Source organism: Aquimonas sp. (assembly GCF_044377145.1).
GTDB lineage: Bacteria > Pseudomonadota > Gammaproteobacteria > Xanthomonadales > Xanthomonadaceae > Aquimonas.
This window is the reverse complement of record NZ_JBILJQ010000084.1, coordinates 1-21,268: the sequence shown is the minus strand read 5'-3', so window position 1 is coordinate 21,268 and position 21,268 is coordinate 1. Positions and strand designations below refer to the sequence as shown.

General features: G+C 66.9%; 16 protein-coding genes. 6 read left to right on the top strand and 10 right to left on the bottom strand.

Annotation, left to right across the window (positions count from 1 at the left end; translation table 11 throughout):
* Nucleotides 1-208: 208 nt before the first annotated feature.
* Nucleotides 209-457: an AbrB/MazE/SpoVT family DNA-binding domain-containing protein gene (locus ACIQ7H_RS19125; protein WP_395794516.1), complete on the top strand. Its 249-nt coding sequence runs from the start codon at nt 209-211 to the stop codon at nt 455-457.
* Nucleotides 458-460: 3 nt separating this feature from the next.
* The gene (locus ACIQ7H_RS19120) at nt 461-787 is read left to right on the top strand and encodes a type II toxin-antitoxin system PemK/MazF family toxin (protein ID WP_395794514.1); all 327 of its coding nucleotides are present in this window, start codon (nt 461-463) and stop codon (nt 785-787) included.
* Nucleotides 788-1,091: 304 nt separating this feature from the next.
* Here ACIQ7H_RS19120 and ACIQ7H_RS19115 read toward each other — a convergent pair whose 3' ends face one another.
* The 3 genes from ACIQ7H_RS19115 to ACIQ7H_RS19105 all read right to left on the bottom strand — a co-directional run bounded on the left by ACIQ7H_RS19115 (nt 1,092) and on the right by ACIQ7H_RS19105 (nt 2,733).
* Complete coding sequence (locus ACIQ7H_RS19115) at nt 1,092-1,463, bottom strand: type II toxin-antitoxin system HigA family antitoxin (RefSeq protein WP_395794512.1); 372 nt, start codon at nt 1,461-1,463, stop codon at nt 1,092-1,094.
* 16 nt (nt 1,464-1,479) lie between these two features.
* Entirely contained in the window at nt 1,480-1,782 is a 303-nt protein-coding gene (locus tag ACIQ7H_RS19110) for a type II toxin-antitoxin system HigB family toxin (RefSeq protein WP_395794510.1), read from the bottom strand.
* 102 nt (nt 1,783-1,884) lie between these two features.
* Nucleotides 1,885-2,733, bottom strand: coding sequence for an NAD(P)H-binding protein (locus ACIQ7H_RS19105; RefSeq protein ID WP_395794508.1), 849 nt, complete (start codon nt 2,731-2,733; stop codon nt 1,885-1,887).
* 121 nt (nt 2,734-2,854) lie between these two features.
* On the opposite strand from ACIQ7H_RS19105, the gene ACIQ7H_RS19100 reads away from it, so the two are divergent.
* The gene (locus ACIQ7H_RS19100) at nt 2,855-3,757 is read left to right on the top strand and encodes a cupin domain-containing protein (RefSeq protein WP_395794506.1); all 903 of its coding nucleotides are present in this window, start codon (nt 2,855-2,857) and stop codon (nt 3,755-3,757) included.
* A 197-nt stretch (nt 3,758-3,954) separates the two neighbouring features.
* Here the strand turns inward: ACIQ7H_RS19100 and ACIQ7H_RS19095 are convergent, their stop codons facing one another.
* The 5 genes from ACIQ7H_RS19095 to ACIQ7H_RS19075 form a co-directional block, all read right to left on the bottom strand.
* Nucleotides 3,955-5,766 (bottom strand): diguanylate cyclase domain-containing protein, encoded by a 1,812-nt coding sequence (locus ACIQ7H_RS19095; protein WP_395794504.1) that lies wholly within the window; start codon nt 5,764-5,766, stop codon nt 3,955-3,957.
* A 237-nt stretch (nt 5,767-6,003) separates the two neighbouring features.
* Nucleotides 6,004-6,711: an aquaporin Z gene (aqpZ, locus tag ACIQ7H_RS19090; protein ID WP_395794518.1), complete on the bottom strand. Its 708-nt coding sequence runs from the start codon at nt 6,709-6,711 to the stop codon at nt 6,004-6,006.
* Between the two features lie 784 nt (nt 6,712-7,495).
* The gene (locus tag ACIQ7H_RS19085; protein WP_395794502.1) at nt 7,496-8,311 is read right to left on the bottom strand and encodes a glycoside hydrolase family 19 protein; all 816 of its coding nucleotides are present in this window, start codon (nt 8,309-8,311) and stop codon (nt 7,496-7,498) included.
* An 842-nt stretch (nt 8,312-9,153) separates the two neighbouring features.
* Nucleotides 9,154-10,428 (bottom strand): hypothetical protein, encoded by a 1,275-nt coding sequence (locus tag ACIQ7H_RS19080; RefSeq protein ID WP_395794500.1) that lies wholly within the window; start codon nt 10,426-10,428, stop codon nt 9,154-9,156.
* Nucleotides 10,429-10,695: 267 nt separating this feature from the next.
* Nucleotides 10,696-12,324 (bottom strand): tetratricopeptide repeat-containing sulfotransferase family protein, encoded by a 1,629-nt coding sequence (locus ACIQ7H_RS19075; RefSeq protein ID WP_395794498.1) that lies wholly within the window; start codon nt 12,322-12,324, stop codon nt 10,696-10,698.
* Nucleotides 12,325-12,820: 496 nt separating this feature from the next.
* Between ACIQ7H_RS19075 and ACIQ7H_RS19070 the strand changes: the two genes are divergently transcribed.
* Together ACIQ7H_RS19070 and ACIQ7H_RS19065 are read left to right on the top strand one after the other, a co-directional pair.
* Nucleotides 12,821-14,920, top strand: a complete 2,100-nt coding sequence (locus ACIQ7H_RS19070) for a choice-of-anchor Q domain-containing protein (RefSeq protein WP_395794495.1) — start codon at nt 12,821-12,823, stop codon at nt 14,918-14,920.
* Between the two features lie 392 nt (nt 14,921-15,312).
* Complete coding sequence (locus ACIQ7H_RS19065; protein ID WP_395794493.1) at nt 15,313-16,020, top strand: class I SAM-dependent methyltransferase; 708 nt, start codon at nt 15,313-15,315, stop codon at nt 16,018-16,020.
* A gap of 226 nt (nt 16,021-16,246) precedes the next feature.
* On the opposite strand, the gene ACIQ7H_RS19060 is transcribed toward ACIQ7H_RS19065, so the two are convergent.
* Nucleotides 16,247-18,376: a hypothetical protein gene (locus tag ACIQ7H_RS19060; protein ID WP_395794491.1), complete on the bottom strand. Its 2,130-nt coding sequence runs from the start codon at nt 18,374-18,376 to the stop codon at nt 16,247-16,249.
* Nucleotides 18,377-19,121: 745 nt separating this feature from the next.
* Nucleotides 19,122-19,382 carry a hypothetical protein gene (locus tag ACIQ7H_RS19055; RefSeq protein ID WP_395794489.1) on the bottom strand — a complete coding sequence of 87 codons (261 nt, stop codon included), beginning with the start codon at nt 19,380-19,382 and terminating at the stop codon, nt 19,122-19,124.
* 148 nt (nt 19,383-19,530) lie between these two features.
* On the opposite strand from ACIQ7H_RS19055, the gene ACIQ7H_RS19050 reads away from it, so the two are divergent.
* Nucleotides 19,531-21,174 carry a gamma-glutamyltransferase family protein gene (locus ACIQ7H_RS19050; RefSeq protein ID WP_395794487.1) on the top strand — a complete coding sequence of 548 codons (1,644 nt, stop codon included), beginning with the start codon at nt 19,531-19,533 and terminating at the stop codon, nt 21,172-21,174.
* The last annotated feature ends 94 nt before the right edge of the window (nt 21,175-21,268 follow it).

Here is a 21,268-nt window from a genome sequence, read left to right as displayed (position 1 = left end):
CCGCGCAGTCGAGCCTGCGTTGCACTGAACGCAGCACGCGCCACCGGCTATCGTCATCAGCGCCCGCTGGGGGCCCGGATGAGCGTTCGTCGCGCCTCGCATCGGCGACTGCCGGACGATCAACGTGGACGAGGCCAAGTTTCAAGGGTGCGGGGTTTCTTGCATTCCAGTGATAACATTGTGCTCACCGAAACCGCAGGGCCTCATCATGGAAGTCACCATCCGGAAGATGGGCAACTCGCAGGGCGTGCTGATTCCCAAGCCGATCCTTGCTCAGCTGGGGCTTGAGGGCACCGCTGATCTGCAGGTGCGCGATGGGGTGCTCGAGATTCGTCCGGTGCGGCGCAACCCGCGGGAAGGTTGGGCCGAGGACGCGAAGCGCGTGGCGGCTGCGAGCGACGATTCGTTGGTGTGGCCTGAGGTGGGCAATGCCGGCGATGACGAGCTGGTCTGGTAGCCCGTGGCCATCTTCAGGACAGGCGAGATCTGGCTCGCACAGCTCGACCCGACGGTAGGCAGCGAGATCCAGAAGACACGCCCCTGCGTGGTGGTCTCGCCGGACGACATGAACCTGCATCTGCGCACCGTGATCGTCGCGCCGATGACGACGGGATCGCGTCCGGCGAGTTTCCGCATTCCGCTCACCTTCAAGGGCAAGCAGGGGCTGATCCTGCTGGATCAGCTGCGTACGCTGGATGGTGTTCGTCTCGTCAAACGCTTGGGCGCGCTTCGGCCGCAGACCCTGGGCGCGACCTTGAAGACTCTGCAGGACATGTTTGCGCCCTGAGTTCGGCGTCGAAGCGATCGAAACTCGAACGAATCGCGATGCGTGACTCGGCCAGCGGGCGGCCACTTGTGTCCTCGCCTTTGCGGCACGGTGGACTGGAGCAGAGGAGCAAGCTCCGCTCTACAGGTCCGAGGCGTGCCGAGCGCGTGGGGGCGGTCACAACACCCGTAGAGCCGAGCTTGCTCGGCCGCAGCGCTGGGGCTTGCGGCAAGGTCAAGGTTGGACAAGCAAGTTTCCACGTTTCCGGTTGTTCATGGCGCGAACAACGAGGCGGCAACACCTATGGACGTCTGCAGTCCAGTCATCACCCGACCACAGTTTCCGCAATCAACACTTCGGCCGGAATGCCAAGCCCTTGGTGCAACCTGCGAATCATGGCCAGCGTCAGTGGACGCTTGCGGTTCAGCACTTCGTAGACCCGATTGCTCTTGCCGATGAGCGGTTCCAGATCCTTGATGGACAGACCGCTCTGCTCCATCCGGAACTTGATCGCCTCCACCGGATCGGGTGGGGCGATGGGGCAGTATCGGGCTTCCCAGGCTTGGACCAGCGTGGTCAGGATGTCGAGGCGATCGCCTTCCGGGGTGCCGAGGTCGGGGTCGGACTCCATCAACGCAGAGATGTCCTTGAGGGCGGCCTTGTAGTCGGCTTTGGTGTGGATGGGGCGGATGTCCATGCTTTGCTCCGGCCGATCAGGCCATGTCAACGGTTTCCGCATCTACGGCGTCGTAGGCCTTGTGCGTGCCGACGAACTTCACGTAAACGATCCGCAATCTGTAGGCAATCGCGACGATCAATCGATAGTCATTGCCCTTGATGTTGAAGACCACGCGGCGGTTCTTCAGCACACTGGCGCTGCGGTAGTGCGCCTTGATATCGGCGGGCTGGGTCCAGGATGCGTGCGTTGCTTCCTCGTACCAGGCCTGCAGTGGCTGCTCGGCATCCGGGTGCTGTTCCCAGAAGGTTCGCAGGGTGGACACGGCAATCACGCGCATGGGCCGCAGTATGGTCCCGGCTTGGGACCATGGCAAGCGCGGCGATCTGCCCGGCTGGTGCGAGTTGCCAGGCGACGACTCGCTTGAGCGCGATGGCGTTCGCTACGCCCACACCTTCCGATACTCTCGCGCATGCTGCGCAAACCCGATCGGCGCTCGGCCCAGGATGTCCTGGACGCTGGTGGTGATGCGCTCGGCGTAGCCCTGCTTGAAGTAGCCCAGGATCAGCAGCAGGAAGTCGGCGTAGTCGGGTGACAGGCCGGCGGCTAGCAGGCCGGGGCGCATGGCTTCGGGCGGGATGTCCTCAAAGCGGATTGCGCGGCCGCTGGTTTCGCTCAGCAGGGCGGCGACCTGGCCGTGGTCGAGTGCTTCTGCGCCGGTGAGATCGAAGGCACGGCCGTTGTGTGCGCTGTTGCCAAGCACCGCGGCGGCCACGGCGGCGATGTCGCGGGTGTCGATGAAGCTGCCCTTGGCGGTGCCGACTGGCAGTTTGATGCGGCCCTCGGCCAGGATGCTGTGCAGCCAGAAGTTCTGGAAATTCTGCATGAACCAGTTCGGCCGCAGCACGGTGTAGGCCAGGCCACTGCGCTCCAGCTGCAGCTCGGCGCGACGCAGCGGCGACTCGGGATCGGCGTCGGCGCCCATCGCGGTCATCAGCACCACTTTGTTCAGGCCATGACGAACTGCGGCCTCGATGGCCGGTGCCAGTAGCAGGTCCTGTCGGGTGTAGCCGGGCGGGCAGAGCAGGAATGCGCGGTTGGCGCGAGCGAAGGCGGCGACGATGCCGGTGCCGTTGCCGAGATCGATATGGACCTGGTCGGGCTCGGTAGCGGCGCCGTGGGTGGCGCGCAGCACGTGCTGCCCATCGGCTTGCAGCAGCCGCGCGAGCTCGCTGCCGATCTGGCCGCGGGCGCCGAAGATCAGGGTGGTCGGGGTGGTCGAGGGGGTCATCAGGCTGCTCCAGCGTGGGGGTGGAGTGCAGGATGAATCTCGAAGTTCTGAACGAGAATGGCGATTATCGCGAGATACATGTTAGAAAGTTCAGGGCCTCCACTCTTCCGACCAGTGCGCCATGGACCTGCTGACCGATCTGCTGCGCCACGCCGGGCTGAGCCGACGCCTGTTCGACAACAGCGCGCTGCAGCCCGGGCGCGAGCTGCCGTTTCCCTGCGAGCGCAGCTTCGGTTTCCACGTGGTGACCCGTGGCCCGGTGTGTCTGCATGTCGATGGCAGCGACACCAGCCTGCAGCTCGTCAGCGGCGACATCGCCCTGATGGCGCGCGGCTGCCATCACCGGCTCAGCCTCAGTGCGCGCGATGGCCGGCCGGTGGGCGAGGGCGCGCAGGTGCTCAGCGCGGCGTACCAGCTGTGGAATCCGCCGATGCATCCGTTCTTCGCCGAGGTGCCGGACTGGCTGGTGCTGCGTATTGATGAGCGCCCGCGGCTGGGCCCGGTCGGCTTGCTGGTGGAACTGATGGCGACCGAGCTGCAGGCGCCAGGTGCGGGTTCGGAAACGGTGTTGAACGGCCTGCTGGACGCGGCGTTCTCGTACCTGTTGCGCGAGCTGCTGGCGCGTGCCGCCGACGGCCCGGGTTTCGCCAAGGCCCTGCGCAGCCAGCCGGTGAGCCGCGCGCTGCAGCTGTTGCACCAGCGCTGCGCTGACGAGTGGACGCTGGAGGGCCTGGCCCGCGAGGTTGGCCTGTCGCGCACGGCCCTGGCGGTGAAGTTCCGTGAGGCGCTCGGCGACACGCCGATGGGCTACCTGCGTCGGCTGCGCATGCAGCGCGCTACGCAGCGCCTGATCGATACCGACCTGCCGCTGGAGCGCATCGCCAGCGAGGTCGGCTATCAGGACGCGTTCGGATTCTCGCGCGTATTCAAGAAGACCCTGGGCGTGTCACCGCGCGACTACCGGCGGCGTGAAAGCGCGGATGCGCAGTCGGCTTTGCGTTTGACGGCGCGGGTGGTGGGTTGAGGGCAAGTGGAACCGTCAGCCTGCTGCGGCCGCTGCTGGAGCCGCGTGATTGCAGCGCGCTCGGGAAGTTCGGAGATGCCCACCTCGCCAAGCGTCCTTCAGTCCGCGCATCGGGCGTTGCCGCGAACGCCCCATGACACGCTGATGATCGCGTCTGGTTGCTCGGCCACCGCATTCGTACTTCGCACCCGTCGAGTTCAGGCGTCGGGCGCGGCCGGCATGATTCGGTTGCGCCCCGCCGCCTTGGCCGCATACAGCTGCGCATCGGCACGCTGGATTAGCAGGGCGGTGTCCAAGCCAGCGCCTGGCACCAGGCTGACCAATCCGATGCTGATGCTGAGCCGGTCGACGCCTTCGATATCGTTGCGGCGCAGGGTGCGCGCATGCAGGCTCTGCTGCAGCTCCGTGGCAACGGCACGGGCGCCGGCTTCATCGGTGTCCGGCAGAATCAACGCGAACTCCTCGCCGCCGTAGCGTGCAGCCAGGTCGCCCGGGCGCCGCGCGCATGCCTTCAACAAGTGGCCGACCTCGCGCAGGGCCTGATCACCTGCGGGGTGGCCATAGTGATCATTGAAGCGCTTGAAGTGATCCAGGTCGCACAGCAGCAGGGCGACAGGTGTGCTCCTGCGCGCCGCGTTGCGCCAAGCGTCATCCAGTGCCTGATCGAACCCGCGGCGGTTGGCGGTGCCGGTGAGTGCGTCAACCCGGCTCAGCTGCTCCAGCTGCTCATTTGCAGCGCTGAGCTCGGCCGTACGCTCGGCCACGCGGCGCTCGAGGCTCGAAATCAGTTCGAGCAGCTGCGCTGCAAGTTGAGCCAGGCGCTGCTTGAGGAGGTGGATCTCGCGGATGTGACTTGAGCGGTTCGATGGCCGCGCGAGGCCCTCCAGATCGCCGGAGGCAGCCCCGCGCGAAATCGATACGACCGGCCCGGAAACCAGCCGCGCAAGCGAGCCACCGATCACCGCAACGGCCAGCACGGTGGCCAGCAGCACCCACAGTACCTGCCGACTGCCGCGGACTATCGGCTCGATGAAGGCGCCTTCCGGCAGTGCAACGCCGACCAGCCACTGCAGGCCATGCGGGCCTGCGATGCGGCGTAACGAAAACAGATGGCGTTCCTGCCCGAACTCCAGCACGCCGCGTTGATGTGGGTCGTCGTTGTGCAGGTGCGGTGCGAACGCGGTCAGCGCGGCTGAGCCCTGATTGAACAGGGTGCTGCGCTCGGTCGAGCCGGATGCTCCATACGTGACCGTTCCGACTCCGCTGGCGGCCAGCAGGACGCCGTCGGATTCTGCGAGGAACCCGATCCCGCGATCGGGGAGTTCGAGGCCGGCGACGAACTCGTGGATGTGCTCCAGCGCAAGCCCCACAGCGACCACTGCCAGCAACTCGCCCGCTGCGTCTCGAACCGGCGCGCTCAGGCTCAGGCCCAGGCTGTCGAAGCCGACATAGCGTGATGTGCTGCCCCAACGCGGCGCTGCCGACTCGAGCACCGACTGCATGAAGGGCCGTTGCCGCGGGTCATAGGCCAACGGGCCCTCGATGCGCTCGCCCAGGCTGCCATCGGCCTGCAGCGGGTGGGCTGTCAATTGGAATGGTGCCTCATGGAAGTTGATCGCGATCTTGGGTGGTCGCTGATCGGGCGGGCGCACTGCGGCGATGTAGCGTCCGTCAGCCAGAGCGTAGGTTACGAAGGTGACGTGCGGCATCTGCTCAAGTTGAGTCATCAGACGCGGCGCCGCTGCGCGGGGGTCGTCCATCGGCAGGCGGCCATCCAGCACTGCGGCCTGGTTGGCATCGGTCAAGCGCGCAACCGACTGCAGATGGCCGTGAACCTGACGCTCGATACGCAGGCCGATTTCATCGGCATAGGCCTGCGCGAGCCGGTCTCCCGCCACGCGCGCGTGGTGATGGGATGACATCCCGATGACGCCCGCTGCCAAGCTCAGCAAGGCGACAAACGGCATCACCAAGGCGAGCCAGAGCGGGATCGAACGAATGCCCAGCATTGCGTGGTTGGGGTTATCTGCGGGGCCGGCAGGTTAACCCATCGAGTTTCGGGAGTGCTTGGTGGCGCTGCAGCAAAACTGTGCACGGCGCCGACGCTCACGCTCGATATCCTGCGTGGCTTTGGCGGGCGGGACGGTTGGGGAAAGGCTATCTCAAGGCATCTGCAGACGCGGACATCGGCCACGCGCCGATAGCAGGCCATCCTTGGCCTGCCAACTGGCTCTCCCTACGCGTACTCAGCGCTGCGGCGCCTGCAGCCAGCGCGAAACGAAGCCTGCGATGACCGCGCCGACGATCGGCGCGAGCCAGAACAACCACAGCTGGGTCAGTGCGCCGGCATCGGCGAACAGGGCGACGCCGGTGGAACGGGCCGGGTTCACCGAGGTGTTGGTGACCGGGATGCTGATCAAGTGGATCAAGGTCAGCCCCAGGCCAATCGCGATCGGCGCAAAGCCCGCCGGCGCCGCCTTGCTGGTGGCGCCGAGGATGATCAGCAGGAAGAAGAACGTCATCAGCACTTCGGTGGTCAGCGCGGCCTGAAGGCTGTAACCGCCGGGCGAGCGTTCGGCGAAGCCATTGCTGGCAAAACCTCCGACCTCGGCCCCGGCCTTGCCGGTCGCGATCAGATACAGCGCCGCGCCAGCAGCAATCGCGCCAAGCACCTGGGCGGCGATGTAGGGCGCAAGGTCTTTGGCCGCGAAACGGCCGGCCGCCCACAGGCCGAAGCTGACCGCCGGATTGAAATGTCCGCCCGAGATATGGCCCACCGCATAGGCCATGGTGAGCACGGTCAGACCGAAGGCCAGCGACACCCCGACCAGGCCGATGCCCAATGGGTTGCCGTCGCCGCCGAACTGCGCCGCCAGCACCGCACTGCCGCAACCGCCCAGCACCAGCCAGAACGTGCCGAAGAACTCAGCCGCCAATCGTTTGATCATCGTGATATCCCCCAACTGCATCGACTCGGCCGCCGCGGACTGCGGCGACAACGGTGCTCTTGCGAGCATCTCTCACCGCCCGGCGCGGCGCACGGGGGCGTTGATCGGGTGTGCGATCGGCCACGCTGGCGCGGCCTGGATCGTTATGGCGCGACGCTATCCGAACGAAGCTGCGTCGGCAAGCCTGAGAGTTTTTGAGAGAATCACGCGTCTGCCGTGATTGCGGTCGGCGTTACGCTCAGTCGAGCGCGCTCGGCTCAACGGGCGTTGCTTTTCGCCAGCGCAGATGTGGCTGGCGCTATGTCAGGCGCGGCGCTGATCTATATCGCCTCGTTCGCCCTGCTTGCAGTCGGCAGCTGGGCGGTGACGCCAGAACGCGGGTTGCACCGCGCATGTTTGGCGCGGCTCGGGCGGCCGTCTAGGAGAGCCGGTTCCGCGGGGCGCTGTTCCTGGCACTTGAGCGCGCCTGCCGCATTGAGGCCGCGCTGTGGCTGCAGTCGCCGGCGATCTCGGCAACTCAAGTCGCCAAGCTGGACGACCAGATGGGCGCTTCAGCATCGCCGTAGTTGTCGTGTCCGCGGCGGCGCAGCACTTGGTGGTTCCGGGGCGGTGTGCGCTGCGGCTCCTGCGGCGCATTGAAGGCGCCGCCCCGGCATTGAGTGCAGCGTGTTCTGGCAAACGAGCGCCATCGATCGAATCCGGGTGGAATGGCGAACGTCGTTGATGCGCTGCGGCTCCAAAGCCCCGCGCCTGACGTCGAGGCGCACGCGAACGACGCGGCATCCAGCACTCAAGGCAGCCACAGCGCCTTGCACCTGCGCAGCCAATCCTTGCGGTCGGCGATGCCGATCTGGCCGCCATTGATCCGCTGCGTTACCTTCTCGACCGAGTCGGAATCGGCGAACGCGTTGCACCCTTTCCAAGTCCACAGAGCTGCAGCGACCTTCAGTGCCCAATCGGCGCTGATGACAAGGTCGGGGTCGGTTTCGAAATCCGGTGCCGTCGGGTCGTGGCGACGAAGCTCAGCGCTCACCTGTCGGTAGCCGTCGCGTCCGGTGACTTGCAGCATTCCGCGGCCGCGGAACCGAAAGCCATCGCCCGGCGCGGTGTTGCCCAAGCGGCCGCCATAGACTTCGTTGGCCAGCTTCTCGGCGTTGTTGGCATAGAGCGCGGGATCGAGCGGACCGGTGGGGCGGAACCGCCTCGGCCACACTTTCGGCAGGCGTGCGGCACTGTAGTTCAAGTTCTCGAACTGGATGGTCAGTCCCCCGCATTCATGCAGCACCTGCGCCATGAAGTGGGTCACGCGGAGTGCGCTTGCGCTGATTCCGGCGGCGTCGAGCACGGGCTGGCCGTGAGCGAACGCGTCGCGGTAGCTGGAGCGAGCATTCGGTGCGAGACGCACAATGTGTTGAAGTTCGACATCGACCATTGTCTGAGCACTCCTTCTGGATTTGTCCTCAGGAGACCTGAGCGTGCGAAACATCCCAGTCAGCAAGCAGCGCGGTCCCCCGGCTACGCCCGCGCCCGCCTCAGGGTTCAATTGGCGCCGAACAACGCATGGTCCAGAGACGAGTCGAGTATGAATCGAAGCCGCGACCTGCACACAGTACCCACTCGTGGTGTTCGACTTCCCGCGGGAGCTTGCTGGCGCGGATCGCCCGAAAATGCGCCAGGTTGCCGCGCAGCAGCGGCAGCAAGTCGCGTCGAACCTGTTTCGCCAGGTCGGCAAACAGCGTTGCCAAGTGCTGTGGCAGCGCATCCTGAGCGGTCTGATCCAGCCGTGCCAGGTCCAGCACTTCGCTGGAGGGCGCATGCAAGCAGAGCGTAGTCGTCGGTCACGAAGCCGCAGAACAAAGGCATACACGGTGCCACGGCCGCCGCCGAACACCTGCTCGATCTGCTCGCGCGCGCCCCCACGTGTGTGTGCTTCGCCGGTGTCCTAGCCGGCGCAGCCGCGCTCGCGGCTGCCGCGCGAATAGTGATGGCTCGGCACCAGCCATACCCGACGCCCGTCGAGCCTCTGTCGCAGCACCCAGCCCGACAGTACCTCGCCCAGATGTGGCTAGCCGAGATCCAAGCGCCCGCCGAGCTTCCGGGACGGCTGAATCAGGCCGATCGGCGTGCCTGTCGCGTAGGCGAAAGTCGAGCCAGCCTTTGATGCACTTGAGCGCGGCCAGTGCGGTCGGATGTGAGGCGGGGTAGCGCTCGTGCTCGAGCACGGCTTCCGGTGCGCTGTACTGCTGCGAGTGCTGCTCGGCCCGCGCGAGCCGCCAGCAGCCGGCCGATCCGTTGTTGAATGGGCAAGGCGTGACAGGGCTCGGAGCGCCCTGGCGACCGGCTTGGACCTTGGTCGAGTCGCGGACGGGTCCGGCCGTGTGTCGCGCAAACGAAAGAGGGCCGACTGTCATCCAGCCGGCCCTCGGTTTCAGTGGCGTTGGTCGCGGACTAGCTGCGGGCGCGAGCGCCGAACAACATGCCCATGCCGAGGACGCTCAGTACCAGCAGCAGCATGGCAATCGTGCCCGTGGCGGGGACGGTGACCGCTGAGACAACCGGTGCGCCGACCGTGGCGCTCAGGGGGTAGGTGAACGGTCCACCTGAAGCAGTCGTTGTGCAGCTGAGGCTTCCTGCAAAGGTGCCAGCGGTCGAGCCGGTGTACGAGACAGTCACGGTCCCTGCGGTGCCGGCGGTCAGATTCAGCGGGTTCGGCGTCACGCTGAAGCCCGCACCTGTCGCCGTGCAGTTCACCACTGCGGGACCACCGGCGGCAGTGAAGCTCAGCGTCGAGGACGAGCTGCTGGCGGGAAGCGTAACGCGCGGCAGCGTAACGGCGGTGCCAGAAGCGGTTCCGGCGTTGACGGCGGCCACGGCGGTCGCAGCGGGGCAAGTCAAGGCCCAGCTGCGAGTGAAGGGCGAACCCGTGACGGTCGGCGTCGCGGTTTCCGTGCAGGCCAGGGTCGCCGTGGCCGCAGCGCCGCCGCGGGTGCAGGTCAGGCCGATGGAGCCTGTTGTGGTGGTGGTATTGAAGATTCCGTTGGCCGGCGTGGTGGTGACTGCACCAAAAGACGCAGCACCTGGGCCGGTGATGGCGCAGCCGGTCACCGCCGACTGACCGGTAGCGGCGGCACCCGCCGACGTGATGGCGATCGTGGTGGCGGCTGCACCCGCCGCGCCGGCCGGGAAGGTCACGCCCGCGGCGGTGGTCGGGCTGTAGGTCAACGTTGGCGCGGTGGCAACGGGCGGTCCGCAGGCGGCGACCGTGATGGCCACGCCGGTGTTTTCGTAGCGGTAGCACACGATGGTGGCCGGGAAGCCGCCCGACGCTCCTGTCTGGACGCGCGCGTAGCCATAATTTATCGAGCTGGTGGCCTCATTGAAGAAGCGGAAGCCCAAGTAGTTGTCGCCCGCGAGGACGAATGGCGTGCCGGTGGTGCCTGCTGTGGTGACCACGCTGAAAATGGAACTCGACGACACCGTTGCACCTGGCGCCAGAGCGAGATACGGGCCAGTGGTCGCTGACGAAACTGCTCCGAACGAGTTCGCCGGTGCGCTTGGCCAGAAGAACCGCAGAGCCGAACCACCTGAGTATGGATCGATGTCCCAGCCGGAAGTGCTGGCGCCTGCGGTGCCGGTCGCACCGGTCACCAGATTGACGTACACGCCATCAATAGTGGCAGGCACCGAAACATTGGTGGCGGGTCCGTCAACAACGGCGGCCATGGCGGGCAGGGCGCAAAGGCACAGAGCTGCGGCTTGAACGAGCAGCGCATTGCGGCTGACTCGCCGTTTGGCGAATGAGTTGGAGTACATGAGTTGTGTGGTCCCCGAGTGCGTGAGTGGTGAAATGCGGCGCCAGTGCTCTGTGTCCCCCACAGCGCAGACCCGCGTACGCGTCGAACTGGATCGACGGCGCGTTGAGACTACCACCACCGGAATTGTCGCGCTGCAACGTCAGATGCTGCTGACTGGGCGCCGGTTCGACGCAGATCAGGGGGGCGCTTGCGCCCGCTGAAGTGCGCTGCGCAGGGGGTCCAGCAGCGGTCCGTAGCGCTTCGCCCGGGTTGACGTCTGCCGCATCGGCTGTCGAACCTGCAGCGCGCTGGGGGTGCGGATTGCGCGGCTGGCGTTCTGGAAGTCCAGGCAGGTGGCATCGAACGGCAGCTCGCAGAAGGCCAGCAGATCGCGAATCTGTGCTTCAGGCTGGGCGACCAGGGCTTCGTAGGTCTGAATTCGCACATGGGCGGAGTGCGAGCGAGCCCAAGAGTCGCCGAGCCGCTCGCAGGCCTGCCAGTATTGGGCGAGGCCATCGAACCCATAGCTGAAGCTCGCTAACCCGGGGGCAAACAGCTGCTTGTAGCAGGACCAGCAGGTCTCCAGGGGCTCGCGGCGGCAATCGATGATGCGCGCCTCCGGCAGCATTGCCCGAATGGCGCCGACGTACAGCCAGTTGTCCGGCAGCTTGTCGGTGGCGATCGACTTGTGCTGCCGCCAGCGCGCGCTCAGCTGCAGATACTGCTGGCCGAGGCGCGTCCAGTCGTCCGCACTCGCATCACACACCCAAGCCGGGAACGGCCGACCGCGACGACGCGACTCCGCCTCGATCACTTGGCCCAGGTAGGGCAGTTCGCTGGCCCCTTCGACCGCGGGATGCGCCGCCAGCACCTGCTCGATCAGCGTACTGCCGGAGCGGGGCAGGCCGACCAGAAAGATCACTTCGCGCCCCTGCGGCGATGCCTGCGCGATCGGCGGGTGCTCAAAGGCCGCACGGATGGTTTCGATACGACTGGCAAAGGCCGCCCCATTCCACGGGTTTGCTGCACGCGCCGCCACATTGGCTCGGTGGAATGCGGCGAGGGCGCGCTCGTACTCGCCGGCATCTTCCAGCGCTTGGCCCAAGGCGAAGTCCAGCAGCTGCCGGTCTGCGGCGGCGAGATTCGGTCGCTGCGCTGCGGTGTCGAGCTGCTGGCGTTCGGTCTCGCTCAAGGGCACCGTCTTGAGGTCGACCAGCGCAAACCAGGCTCGTGCGGTCTCGCGGCCCGACGCGATCAGCGAGCGGCAGTCTGCCGCTGCGGCCTCCGCGTGGCCGAGCGCCTTGTGACAGCGCGCGCGTTGCAGCAGCGCGACCGCTGATTGCCGATCCAGCCGCAAGGCTGTATCGACCGCCTGCAGCGCCTCGTCGTAGAAGCCTTGGCGATCGCACTCGATGCTGAGCTTCAGCCAGTGGCTGGCGCTACCCTCGCAGTTCGCTGCTCTCTGGAAGCTCTGGCGGGCGCGAGCGGTATCGCCGGCGTTGCCCTGCGCAGCTCCGAGCATCGTCCATAGCGGCAAGTCGTCGCCGCGCTGTGCTGCGGCCAGGCTCAGCGCCCGCACTGCCTCTGTCCACGCTCCGGATTCTGTGTGCAACACGCCCAGCCAGAACTGCACCTCCGGATGGTCGGGCGCATGCTGGTGCAGCCGCGTAAGCTCAAACGCAAACCCATGCCGATCACCCGCGGCATGCAGGCGCATGACCTGTCGCATCATCACTACGAGGGCGGGGGCCAGACCGCGCAAGCGCTTGCGCAGATCTGCGGCCAGGGCATCGCTGGCGGGTCGTGTCGAAGTTTGGGATGGCATGTGGCGAGTATGCCGTCATCGCGGCCGCGCTGATGGGGTTCGAGTCGTCCGCATGGCGAGTGACAAGCCCGGCGCGGCCGGGTGGGCGAGGGCAGAGCCGCGAGGGCCGCCGAGCCGATGTGGTCGACCACGACGGCTGAGGGGCAAGGACCGTAGCGTGCGATCGCTCCGTACCTGCTCAACGATCCGGGGTGTCGGCGGTGGCGATGTTCGTCGCGGCGAGCAATCAGCGTGCCGACGCAGACAGTCTCGCCACGTCGACACCGGCACCGCTGCCTATGCCAGTCACCGCAGCTCGATTCGATCCGCCGCACAGGGTTCACACCAGGCGCTGATCCACCACCGCGACGCGGCCCGCGTACGTCGTCAAACCCACCGCGTCGGGTTTCGCAACGCGGCTCCGTGTCCCCCCGTGGATGCAGCTGCTCTCCGCTGCCCGCTACCCCCGACCGGATCCGGATCCGGACCACACACGCAGCGTTGCGGAGCAGACCTCATGAACAGTCTCCTTGAATCACGGTTCCAGCGGCCGGCCGCTTTCGCGGCCTTGGCGCTTGTACTCGCCGCAGCATCCGGCGCGGCACACGGCGAGGTCTGGCCCGGCGTCGCGCCCTGCAACGGGACGCTGCAGGCCTGTGTGGACAGTGCCGCCGCGGGCGCCGTGATCGAGATCGCCAGCAATACGCCGATCACGAGCGGGCTCAGGCTGCAGCAAAGCGTGACGCTGCGCCCTGCCGCAGGCTTCCGGCCGGTGTTCGCCTCGTCGATCGAAGGGACTTTTCTGAGTTCGGCCGCGACGCTGGTGACCATCGAGGATCTCTCGGTGCGCGATGGCACGATCTATCTGTCGCATCGGGGCACCGGCAGCACCCGGATCAACGTGCGCAGGATCGAGATTCTGAACACTGCCCCGTCGGCCACCTTTGGCATCGAAATTGACTCATTGGGCAGCGGACCGATGACGGTCGACGTACGCGAGAACCGTTTCGAGCGCCGTGGTGGGGCGGCGGGACCGATCACGCTCAGCGCGGGCATTGGCAGCGGCCCTGTCGACGGCACCATTGCCTTCAACCAGGTGCGCATGCCGGACAACTCCTCGTCGGCGTGGGGAATCGTGGTGGCCCGCAGCTCCAACGTCGACATCACCGCCAGGGTGTACGGCAATGAAGTCCGCGGCGATTTCGTCCGCGGACAGATCGGCGTGGTAGGCGACGCCAGCGGTGTCGCGGGGGCGGGCAGGACGCGTGCAGATGTAGCGAGCAATGTGCTGGTGGGTCGAACAGGCAGCGGCGCCGGTATCAGCGTGCGCGGCGACAATGCCGAGGTCACCGCGCGTGTCTACAACAACACCATCGTCAATCGCGGCACCGCCATCGAGTATGCCAAGTGGCCGAGCACCGGCACGCCGGACCTGCGCGGCACCATCGTCAACAACCTGATCGCTCACAGCAGTTTTCGCGGCGTCAGTCTTGCCGACGCCGGCGCCGTTACCAACAGCCACAACCTTGTTTTCGACAGCGGCGCCAGCCTGGGCTTCACCCCCGGCGCAGGGACGATTACCAGTGATCCGCTGCTGCTGTCGCGCACGAACCCCTGGCTGCGCGCCGGCTCGCCGGCGATCGACGCGGGGGACACCACGTTCGGCGGGCTGGCGCCGGCATTCGCTGGCATGCCGCAGCTCGATGGCGATGGCATGCGACGCAGAATCGGCAGCGATATCGACATCGGCGCGCGCGAATTCGGCGACGTCTCGCTGCTGCACCGTGCCACCTCCGGCAACACCAGTGCCCACGTCACCGCGCTTGACGATCCGTCGTTCAATGCCGATCCGGCAGCGCGCGTGTTCACCACCCCGAACTTCAACGCCGGTGCAGCGACGGGCGGGCTCGCCTACAGTCGTCCGCACGGCGTGTTCTATTCGTTCCCACAGTGGCGCATCTTCAGCCAGGATTTTGTAGCGGTACCGATCGGCACCACCTTCAACGTGTTCAGTCCGCAGGAGGGGCCTGGCGTGATCGGACACGTCACCACCGCCGACAGTGTCAGCATCTTTGCCAGCTTCGCCAGCGTCATCGACAACACCTCGCTCAACAATCAGCCCGGGAAGTTCGTTCTGGTGACGCAGAACTGGACCAGCGGCGGGATGTCCATCTACAACCCGCAGCCGGTGGGAGTGTTCTACTTCTCGCCGCCCGGCGGGCCCGGCAACTGGGGAGTGACGAATATGGCGCCGGCGCCGTCCGACATGCCGATCGGGGTTGGCTTCAACCTCTACTCGCAGGACCCCAGCCCGAACGCGTACCGCGCTGTCGCCACCGAAGCCAACCGCAGTGGCCAAGCGCTGGTGCTCGCCCATCCGCTGCTCGATGCGAGGCCGTGCGCGCAGGTTCATGCGACGCGCATCTTCAACGGCCCGCAGATCCCTCAGCATTTCGATGTGCGCTACCTGCCGGACGTCGGGCGCTGGGCGATCCTGCAGCAGAACGTTGTGCAGATGCCGCTGGGCAGCGAGTTCTTCGTGCTGGTCAATCCGCGGCAGGTGCACGAGTGCAGCAGCCCGATGTTTGCCGACGGATTCGAGGCGCCCAGCATCTGATGCCGCAGGCCTGGAGCCTGATCGCCGCGCGTTCGCAGCATCTTGCCGCCGCGGCGCGCGGCGCCTGCTGCGCGCACCAGGGCCGGCATCCGCGGATGCCGGCCGCTGTGGATGCTACGGACGCGTCAGATCGTGCGGCGATGAATCGCCGGCATCGCATTCGTCCCAGGGCGATGCCCGCGTCATCGCCAACACCCATTCACTCCAGCTTTTCGAGCCGGGCACCTGTGGGTTCGCCAGCCGTGTTGGCGCTGAACCGCACACCGGGCGACGCACCTGAACCTGGCTCCGCGCGCGCGGACCTGACCGAGGGCTTCACGTGCCGCAAGGCGCTTGGAGGCCATGCGTCGCACCCTCTAAAGTGCTCGCCCGCGGGCGGTCAGGGGATGCACATGACGCAAGGCTGGGATGCATCGGCACAGGCGTGGATCGACGTCATCGGCAGCGAGGGCGACTGGGGCCGGCGCTACGTGCTCGATGCGCCGATGCTGCAGCGGGCGCGCGGGCGCGGTTTCCGGCGCGCGCTGGACATCGGCTGCGGCGAGGGCCGCTTCTGCCGGATGCTGCGGGCCCAAGGCATCGAGAGCGTGGGCATTGACCCCACGCGCGCGCTGATCGAAGAGTCGCGTCGCCGCGACCCCGACGGCGACTACCGCGTCGCCGCCGCCGAGTCGCTGCCGGTGGAGGACGCGAGCTTTGATCTGGTGGTGTTCTACCTGTCGCTGATCGACATCGCCGACCTCGATGCCGCCCTGCGGGAGGCGAAGCGCGCGCTGCGTCCGGGAGGCAGCCTGCTGATCGCAAACCTGCAGGGCTTCAACACCGCCGCTGTGGGGCAGGGCTGGAGCCGCGAGCCCGATGGCAGCCGCCGCTTCAGCATCGACCACTACCTGCAGGAACGCCCGACCTGGATCGCCTGGCAGGGCATCAGCATCTGCAACCACCATCGCCCCCTGCAGCGCTACCTGCAGGCCCTGCTGCAGCTGGGCTTTGAATTGCGCCACTTCGCCGAGCCCGAACCGCAGGGCGTAAGCGGCGAGAAGGCCGACCGCTATCGCCGCGCGCCGAATTTCCTGGTGATGGAGTGGGAGCGGGGTTGAGTGGCGCGTTCCCCTCGCCAAGCGGTTATGCGGGTGTTTGCGGGGCTGATGGTCGTCTGTGACCGGGCCGGCAATCGGTGCCGCGCGAAGCCAGTCACTGGCGTCGTCGGTTCATCTGAACAACCCACCCGGCGCGGGCTCTCCGATGCCTAGACAGATCAGGCAGCCACCCAGCCTTGAACACCCCACGTCAACGCCGGAACGGCGCGACGTGGGGTGCTCTGCATCACTCGAAGCCGTTGCGGAAGATGGCGTCGGGCCGCTCGTAGAAGACGTTGCCAATCAGGCGCCGCGAAACGAAGAGGCTGCCACCGGGGGTGAACGGCGCCTGCTTCGCCTCGCCGGTGGTCAGCTGCAGGTTGCCATTGCCGTAGGTGGTGAGGGGGGTGAGTCCCGAGCCAAGATAGGCCGGTGACGTGTTCACGAACACCAGGCCGATGCCGATGGTTTCGCCTGCGATCATCGGCAGGTCGGGGATCGCAATCGGCAGGGAGACCTGCCCCGTAGCCCCCTGGCGTGCATCGACGGTGGCGTGCAAGGTCCAGCCCGCGCCGCTGCTGGTCGGCCCGGTGCTGGCGGTACCGCCGAGCGTGCTGCCGCTGCGGGTGTACACCCGCACCTGGAAATCGGTGTTTGCGGCCGCCAGCGTGGCGGTGTTCAGTCCGGTCACCACCAGATCGCTCTGGGCCTGCAGATCCAGGAACATGCCAAAGCCAGCTGATCCGCCGTTGTCGCTCGGGCCGGGCGCTGCGGGCAGACGCTCACCCGGCAGACGCCAGCTGAGCGAGCCGACCAGCGCGCGCGAGCCGAACACGCTGCTGCTGGTAGTGAAGGGCGTCGTCATCGCCTGGCCGGTGATCAGGCTGAGGCCGGAGCTGGTGTAGCTCTCCTGCGGCGCCGTGCCGATCCCGAAGTATCTCGGCCCCGCGCCCAGAAAGCGCAGCCCCACGCCCAGGGTCTGGCCTGGAATCACCACCAGATCCGGCAGCGCAATGGGCAGCGAGACCTCACCGGGCCCTTGGCGCGCGCTGACGGTGCCCATCAACGTCCAGCCGGCCGTTGAGGTCGCCGGACCGCTGCCCACCACGTTACCCAGCGCGGTGCCTGCGCGGGTATAGACCTGGATCTGGAAATTCTCACCCGGCGGCGCCTGGCTCGCGATCGTCATGCCGTTGACTACCGCGCCGGTCGCGGACTGCAGATTGAAGAACATGCCCGAGCCGATTCCTCCGTTATTGTCGCTGGGGCCGGGATTGGCCGGCAGCACCGCATCGTCCAGCCGGTACATCACCGTGCCAACGAGCGCGCGCGAGCTGAAGAAATTGCCTCCGGTAGTGAATGGATTCGAGCGGGCGTCACCTGTTCGCAGCGTCAGGTTCGGGTTGACGTAGGTTTCCAGCGGTGGCGACGCCAGCCCGAAATAGTTCGGGGCAATGTCCAGAAACTCGACAGCCACCCCGACCACTTGCCCGGCCGCGATCTTGATCTCGGGAATCGTGATCGGCAGAGACACTTCGCCGCTGCTGCCCTGCATTGCGGTCACCGTTCCCAGAACAGTCCAGCCGGCCGGCGAACTGCCGGGCCCGCTGGCCACGGGGCCGCCCAGCGCCGTGCCGGCGCGCGTGCTGATCCGGATGTTGAACGTCGCGCCCGGCAATGCATCCGTGGCGGCAGTCAGCCCGGTGACGACGACGCCGGTGCTGGCTTCAAGATCGAACAGCAGAGCGCCACCGATAAAGCCACCGTTGTTTGAAGGCCCCGGGTTGGCCGGCAGGGCCGCATCCGCTGAGCGATACACGATCGAACCCACCAGCGCGCGCGAGCTGAAGTAGCTGCCGGCTGCGGTGAACGGAGCCCCGCGGGCGTCGCCCGTGCGCAGCCTCAGATTGGCATTGCTATAGGTCTCGATCGGAGCCGCCCCCGAACCGAAGTAGCTGGGCGTGGTGTCGACGAACTCGACTGCAACACCCACCACCTGGCCGGCAGCGATCGGAATCTCGGGAATGCTGATCGGCAGGGAATTCTCACCGCTGCCTTGGGTCGCTACGGCGGTGCCCAGCACGCGCCAGCCTACGGCCGAACTCCCCGGCCCAGAAGTTGCTGACCCCCCCAATGCCGTGCCATTGCGCGTGCTGATGCGGACGGTGAACGTCGTACCCGGCGCTGCCGTTGAGGCTGTGGTCAGGCCCGTCACCACCACCGACGTCTGCGCCTCCAGATCGAAGAGCAGGGCGCTTCCGACGTTGCCGCCGTTGTTGGATGGCCCGGGATTGGCGACCAGCGTGGCCTGCGCATGCAGTCCCTGTGAGGCAAGCAGGCAAAGCAACATGCCGAGTAGAGCGGTCCAGAAACGCATCGAAGTCTCCCTGCTGCGTGGAAAAGGATTGAACAGCTGCTAACGGCCGGACTTCAGGCCCAGCGCGGTATCGCCACGACAAGCGGCCACGCCACCCATTCGCGGTACGCCTCGATCGGGACACGCGATCAGATGATCTGCCGCTCGGGTGAGCCCAAGCGACTGGGGAAGAATGCACGAGGTCGCTGGCGGCTGCGCTCGCGCTGACTTCGGATGCGCCCCCGGCCAGGTCGACGACCCGGCGGGCCACCCAATCCGATTGTTGCGCACGCGTCGTCTGCCGTCCGACGGGCGAGTGCACGGGTGTATGAACGCAGCGCGTGCGCCGGAGCGCATCGATTGAACGCCCTCATGGCGCGGCTCTGGAGCAGCAGGCTGGTCGATGGCGGAAGCCCTTCTGGGTGGCGCGCTAACCGGGTTACGGATAATGGCCTCGAATCTGGACATCCCTCAAGCTTCTGACGTGCACGCCGGCTTCGGCCGCGCTGTGGGCGATCGGCTTCGATCGGCCAGTGCTTGATCGATCGGGCCACGGCGCAGCAGCGAAAGACCGAACGCGACAGCGCAGGCGCGTCGACGGCTGGACGCGCGGTTGCCAGCGTGCAGATGGGCGATGAGCGATGGAATCGGCAATTGGCGCGGGGAAGGGGTTGCTGAGGGCTCAGGAAGTGGGTGGGTCGCAGTGTCGATGCCGACGCGCCGGGCCTGCGGAGAGCAGGATCTGATCCGCCGCTCCGTTCCCTACTCAGCCGCTGACTCTCGGCTTCCCGGTTGTTGCTCTGCGCCGTGCGATCAACATCAGCCCACCCAGCGCACAAACCACCGCCAGCACGCAGGCGAGGGCGATCAGTGGCGCGGCCTGAATCAGCAGCCAGCCATACGCGAGGTCCTGTCGCAGGTGCTGGATGGCTGCGGCATCAGCCAACAACACATGGAGCGCGAGCCATCCGAGCACGCTGCTCGCGGCCAGCGCGACGACTACCAGCAGTATCTGCAGCAAGCGCATGCAGGCGAATCCTTGGTGTCAACCGAAAGCAGACCTCAGGGTACAGTTCCACGGGACCGAACCGCACCCGGCGCACGGCTGCACGCACACATCAGCGCGCTGTTCCGTCGCCCCACCTGCTGAAACCCCAGCCACGAGTCCGCCCGCAATGACGATCGCAGCACACCGCACCTGGATTCCGCTGGCTCTGCTTGTCGTCGCTGTTGCCGCTGGATGCGCCCAGACTCCGGCACGCACTGAGGCACCACGCATCCAGGCACCACGCGCCGAAACACCGCGCAGCGAAGCCATGGTCGCCGCTGCCGATCCGCTGGCGGTCGAAGCGGGGCTTGAGATCCTTCGCGAAGGCGGCAGTGCGGTCGATGCCGCGATCGCGGTGTCGCTGACGCTGGGTCTGGTCGAGCCGGAATCCTCTGGCATCGGCGGTGGTGGCCTGCTGGTGCACTACCGCGCGAGTGACCGCGCCATCGATGCCTTTGATGGCCGCGAGTGGGCCCCGGCGGGTGCGCGGCCCGACATGTTTCTGCAGCCCGACGGCCAGCCGATGGCGTTCGAGATCGCGCAGGCCAGCGGGCTGTCGATCGGAACACCGAGTCTGGTGGCCATGCTGGCGATGGTGCACGAGCAGCATGGCCGGCTGCGGTGGGCGCGGCTGATGCAGCCGGCGATACGTCTGGCGGAGGACGGTTTCGTGATCGGCCCGCGGCTGGCGCGCAGCCTGCAGACCTGGCGCGCTGCAATCGCCGCCGACCCGCAGGCGCGACCGATCTATCTGGATGCCGAAGGCCAGCCCTGGCCCGTGGGCCATCGCCTGCGCAATCCCGAGTACGCGCGAAGCCTGCGCACCATTGCAGCCGAGGGGCCGCGCGCGCTCACGCAGGGGCGCATCGCCGATGAAATCATCGCCGCCGCGCAGCGCGAACCCCGCGCCGGCACGCTGAGCCTGGACGATCTGGCCGCCTTCGCGCCGCGTCGGTTGGAACCGCTGTGCGCGCCCTTCCGCACGTATCGCGTCTGCACCACGCCTTCGCCGAGTTCCGCCAACGCCATGCTGTCGATCCTCGGCCTGTACGAGCGCGCGCGCCCCTCGCCCGACGGCGCCGGCAACATCGACGACTGGGCCGCCTACCTGTGGGCGAGTCGCTTGTCGTATGTCGACCGCGATCACTACATGGCCGACGACCGCTTCGTCGAAGCACCGACGGCGGCCCTTATCGCACCTGACTATCTCGACGCACGCGCAGCGCTGATCGACCTCTCCGGCAGCCGCGCCTCGATTGCGGTCGGCACGCCGGCTGGCGAAGCTCTGCGCCAGCGCTGGGGCAGCCACGCTATGCAGGAGAACGGCACCACCCACCTGTCGATCGTCGACGTCGAAGGCAATGCGGTGGCGCTGACTGCCACCGTCGAATCCGAGTACGGCGCGCAGCGTATGGCCGGCGGCTTCTGGCTCAACAACCAGCTCACCGACTTTTCGTTCGAGCCGGTGATCGACGGCAAGCCGGTCGCCAACGCGGTCGCACCGCGCAAGGCACCGCGCTCATCGATGTCGCCCTCGATCATCACCGACACCGACGGCAAGCTCGTACTGGTCACCGGCTCGATGGGCGGCAGCACCATCATCGCGTCGGTCGCGCGCAGCATCATCGGCGTACTGGACTGGAAGCTGAGCCCGCAGCACGCCGTCGACACCCCTGCGCTGTTCGCGCGTACGCCGCAGATCGAGGTGGAACGCGGACGCATGCCGGCGGCGATCGCTTCCCCTACGCGCCTACACTCCACGAGACAGTGACGCAGCACGTTATCTCTCATTCTAGGGCGGCTTTGTTCGGAGACTCCCATGCCAAAGCCGTTGCGGGTTCGCCCGCCAGAAACATCTTCCGCCG

What these genes read in the sequence shown, in the direction of transcription:
- ACIQ7H_RS19125 (WP_395794516.1), top strand. Translation starts at nt 209, where the DNA reads ATGGAAGTCACCATCCGGAAGATGGGCAACTCGCAGGGCGTGCTGATT.
- ACIQ7H_RS19115 (WP_395794512.1), bottom strand. Translation starts at nt 1,463, where the DNA reads ATGGACATCCGCCCCATCCACACCAAAGCCGACTACAAGGCCGCCCTC.
- ACIQ7H_RS19110 (WP_395794510.1), bottom strand. Translation starts at nt 1,782, where the DNA reads ATGCGCGTGATTGCCGTGTCCACCCTGCGAACCTTCTGGGAACAGCAC.
- ACIQ7H_RS19105 (WP_395794508.1), bottom strand. Translation starts at nt 2,733, where the DNA reads ATGACCCCCTCGACCACCCCGACCACCCTGATCTTCGGCGCCCGCGGC.
- ACIQ7H_RS19100 (WP_395794506.1), top strand. Translation starts at nt 2,855, where the DNA reads ATGGACCTGCTGACCGATCTGCTGCGCCACGCCGGGCTGAGCCGACGC.
- ACIQ7H_RS19095 (WP_395794504.1), bottom strand. Translation starts at nt 5,766, where the DNA reads ATGCTGGGCATTCGTTCGATCCCGCTCTGGCTCGCCTTGGTGATGCCG.
- ACIQ7H_RS19080 (WP_395794500.1), bottom strand. Translation starts at nt 10,428, where the DNA reads ATGGCCGCCGTTGTTGACGGACCCGCCACCAATGTTTCGGTGCCTGCC.
- ACIQ7H_RS19075 (WP_395794498.1), bottom strand. Translation starts at nt 12,324, where the DNA reads ATGCCATCCCAAACTTCGACACGACCCGCCAGCGATGCCCTGGCCGCA.
- ACIQ7H_RS19070 (WP_395794495.1), top strand. Translation starts at nt 12,821, where the DNA reads ATGAACAGTCTCCTTGAATCACGGTTCCAGCGGCCGGCCGCTTTCGCG.
- ACIQ7H_RS19065 (WP_395794493.1), top strand. Translation starts at nt 15,313, where the DNA reads ATGACGCAAGGCTGGGATGCATCGGCACAGGCGTGGATCGACGTCATC.
- ACIQ7H_RS19060 (WP_395794491.1), bottom strand. Translation starts at nt 18,376, where the DNA reads ATGCGTTTCTGGACCGCTCTACTCGGCATGTTGCTTTGCCTGCTTGCC.
- ACIQ7H_RS19055 (WP_395794489.1), bottom strand. Translation starts at nt 19,382, where the DNA reads ATGCGCTTGCTGCAGATACTGCTGGTAGTCGTCGCGCTGGCCGCGAGC.
- ACIQ7H_RS19050 (WP_395794487.1), top strand. Translation starts at nt 19,531, where the DNA reads ATGACGATCGCAGCACACCGCACCTGGATTCCGCTGGCTCTGCTTGTC.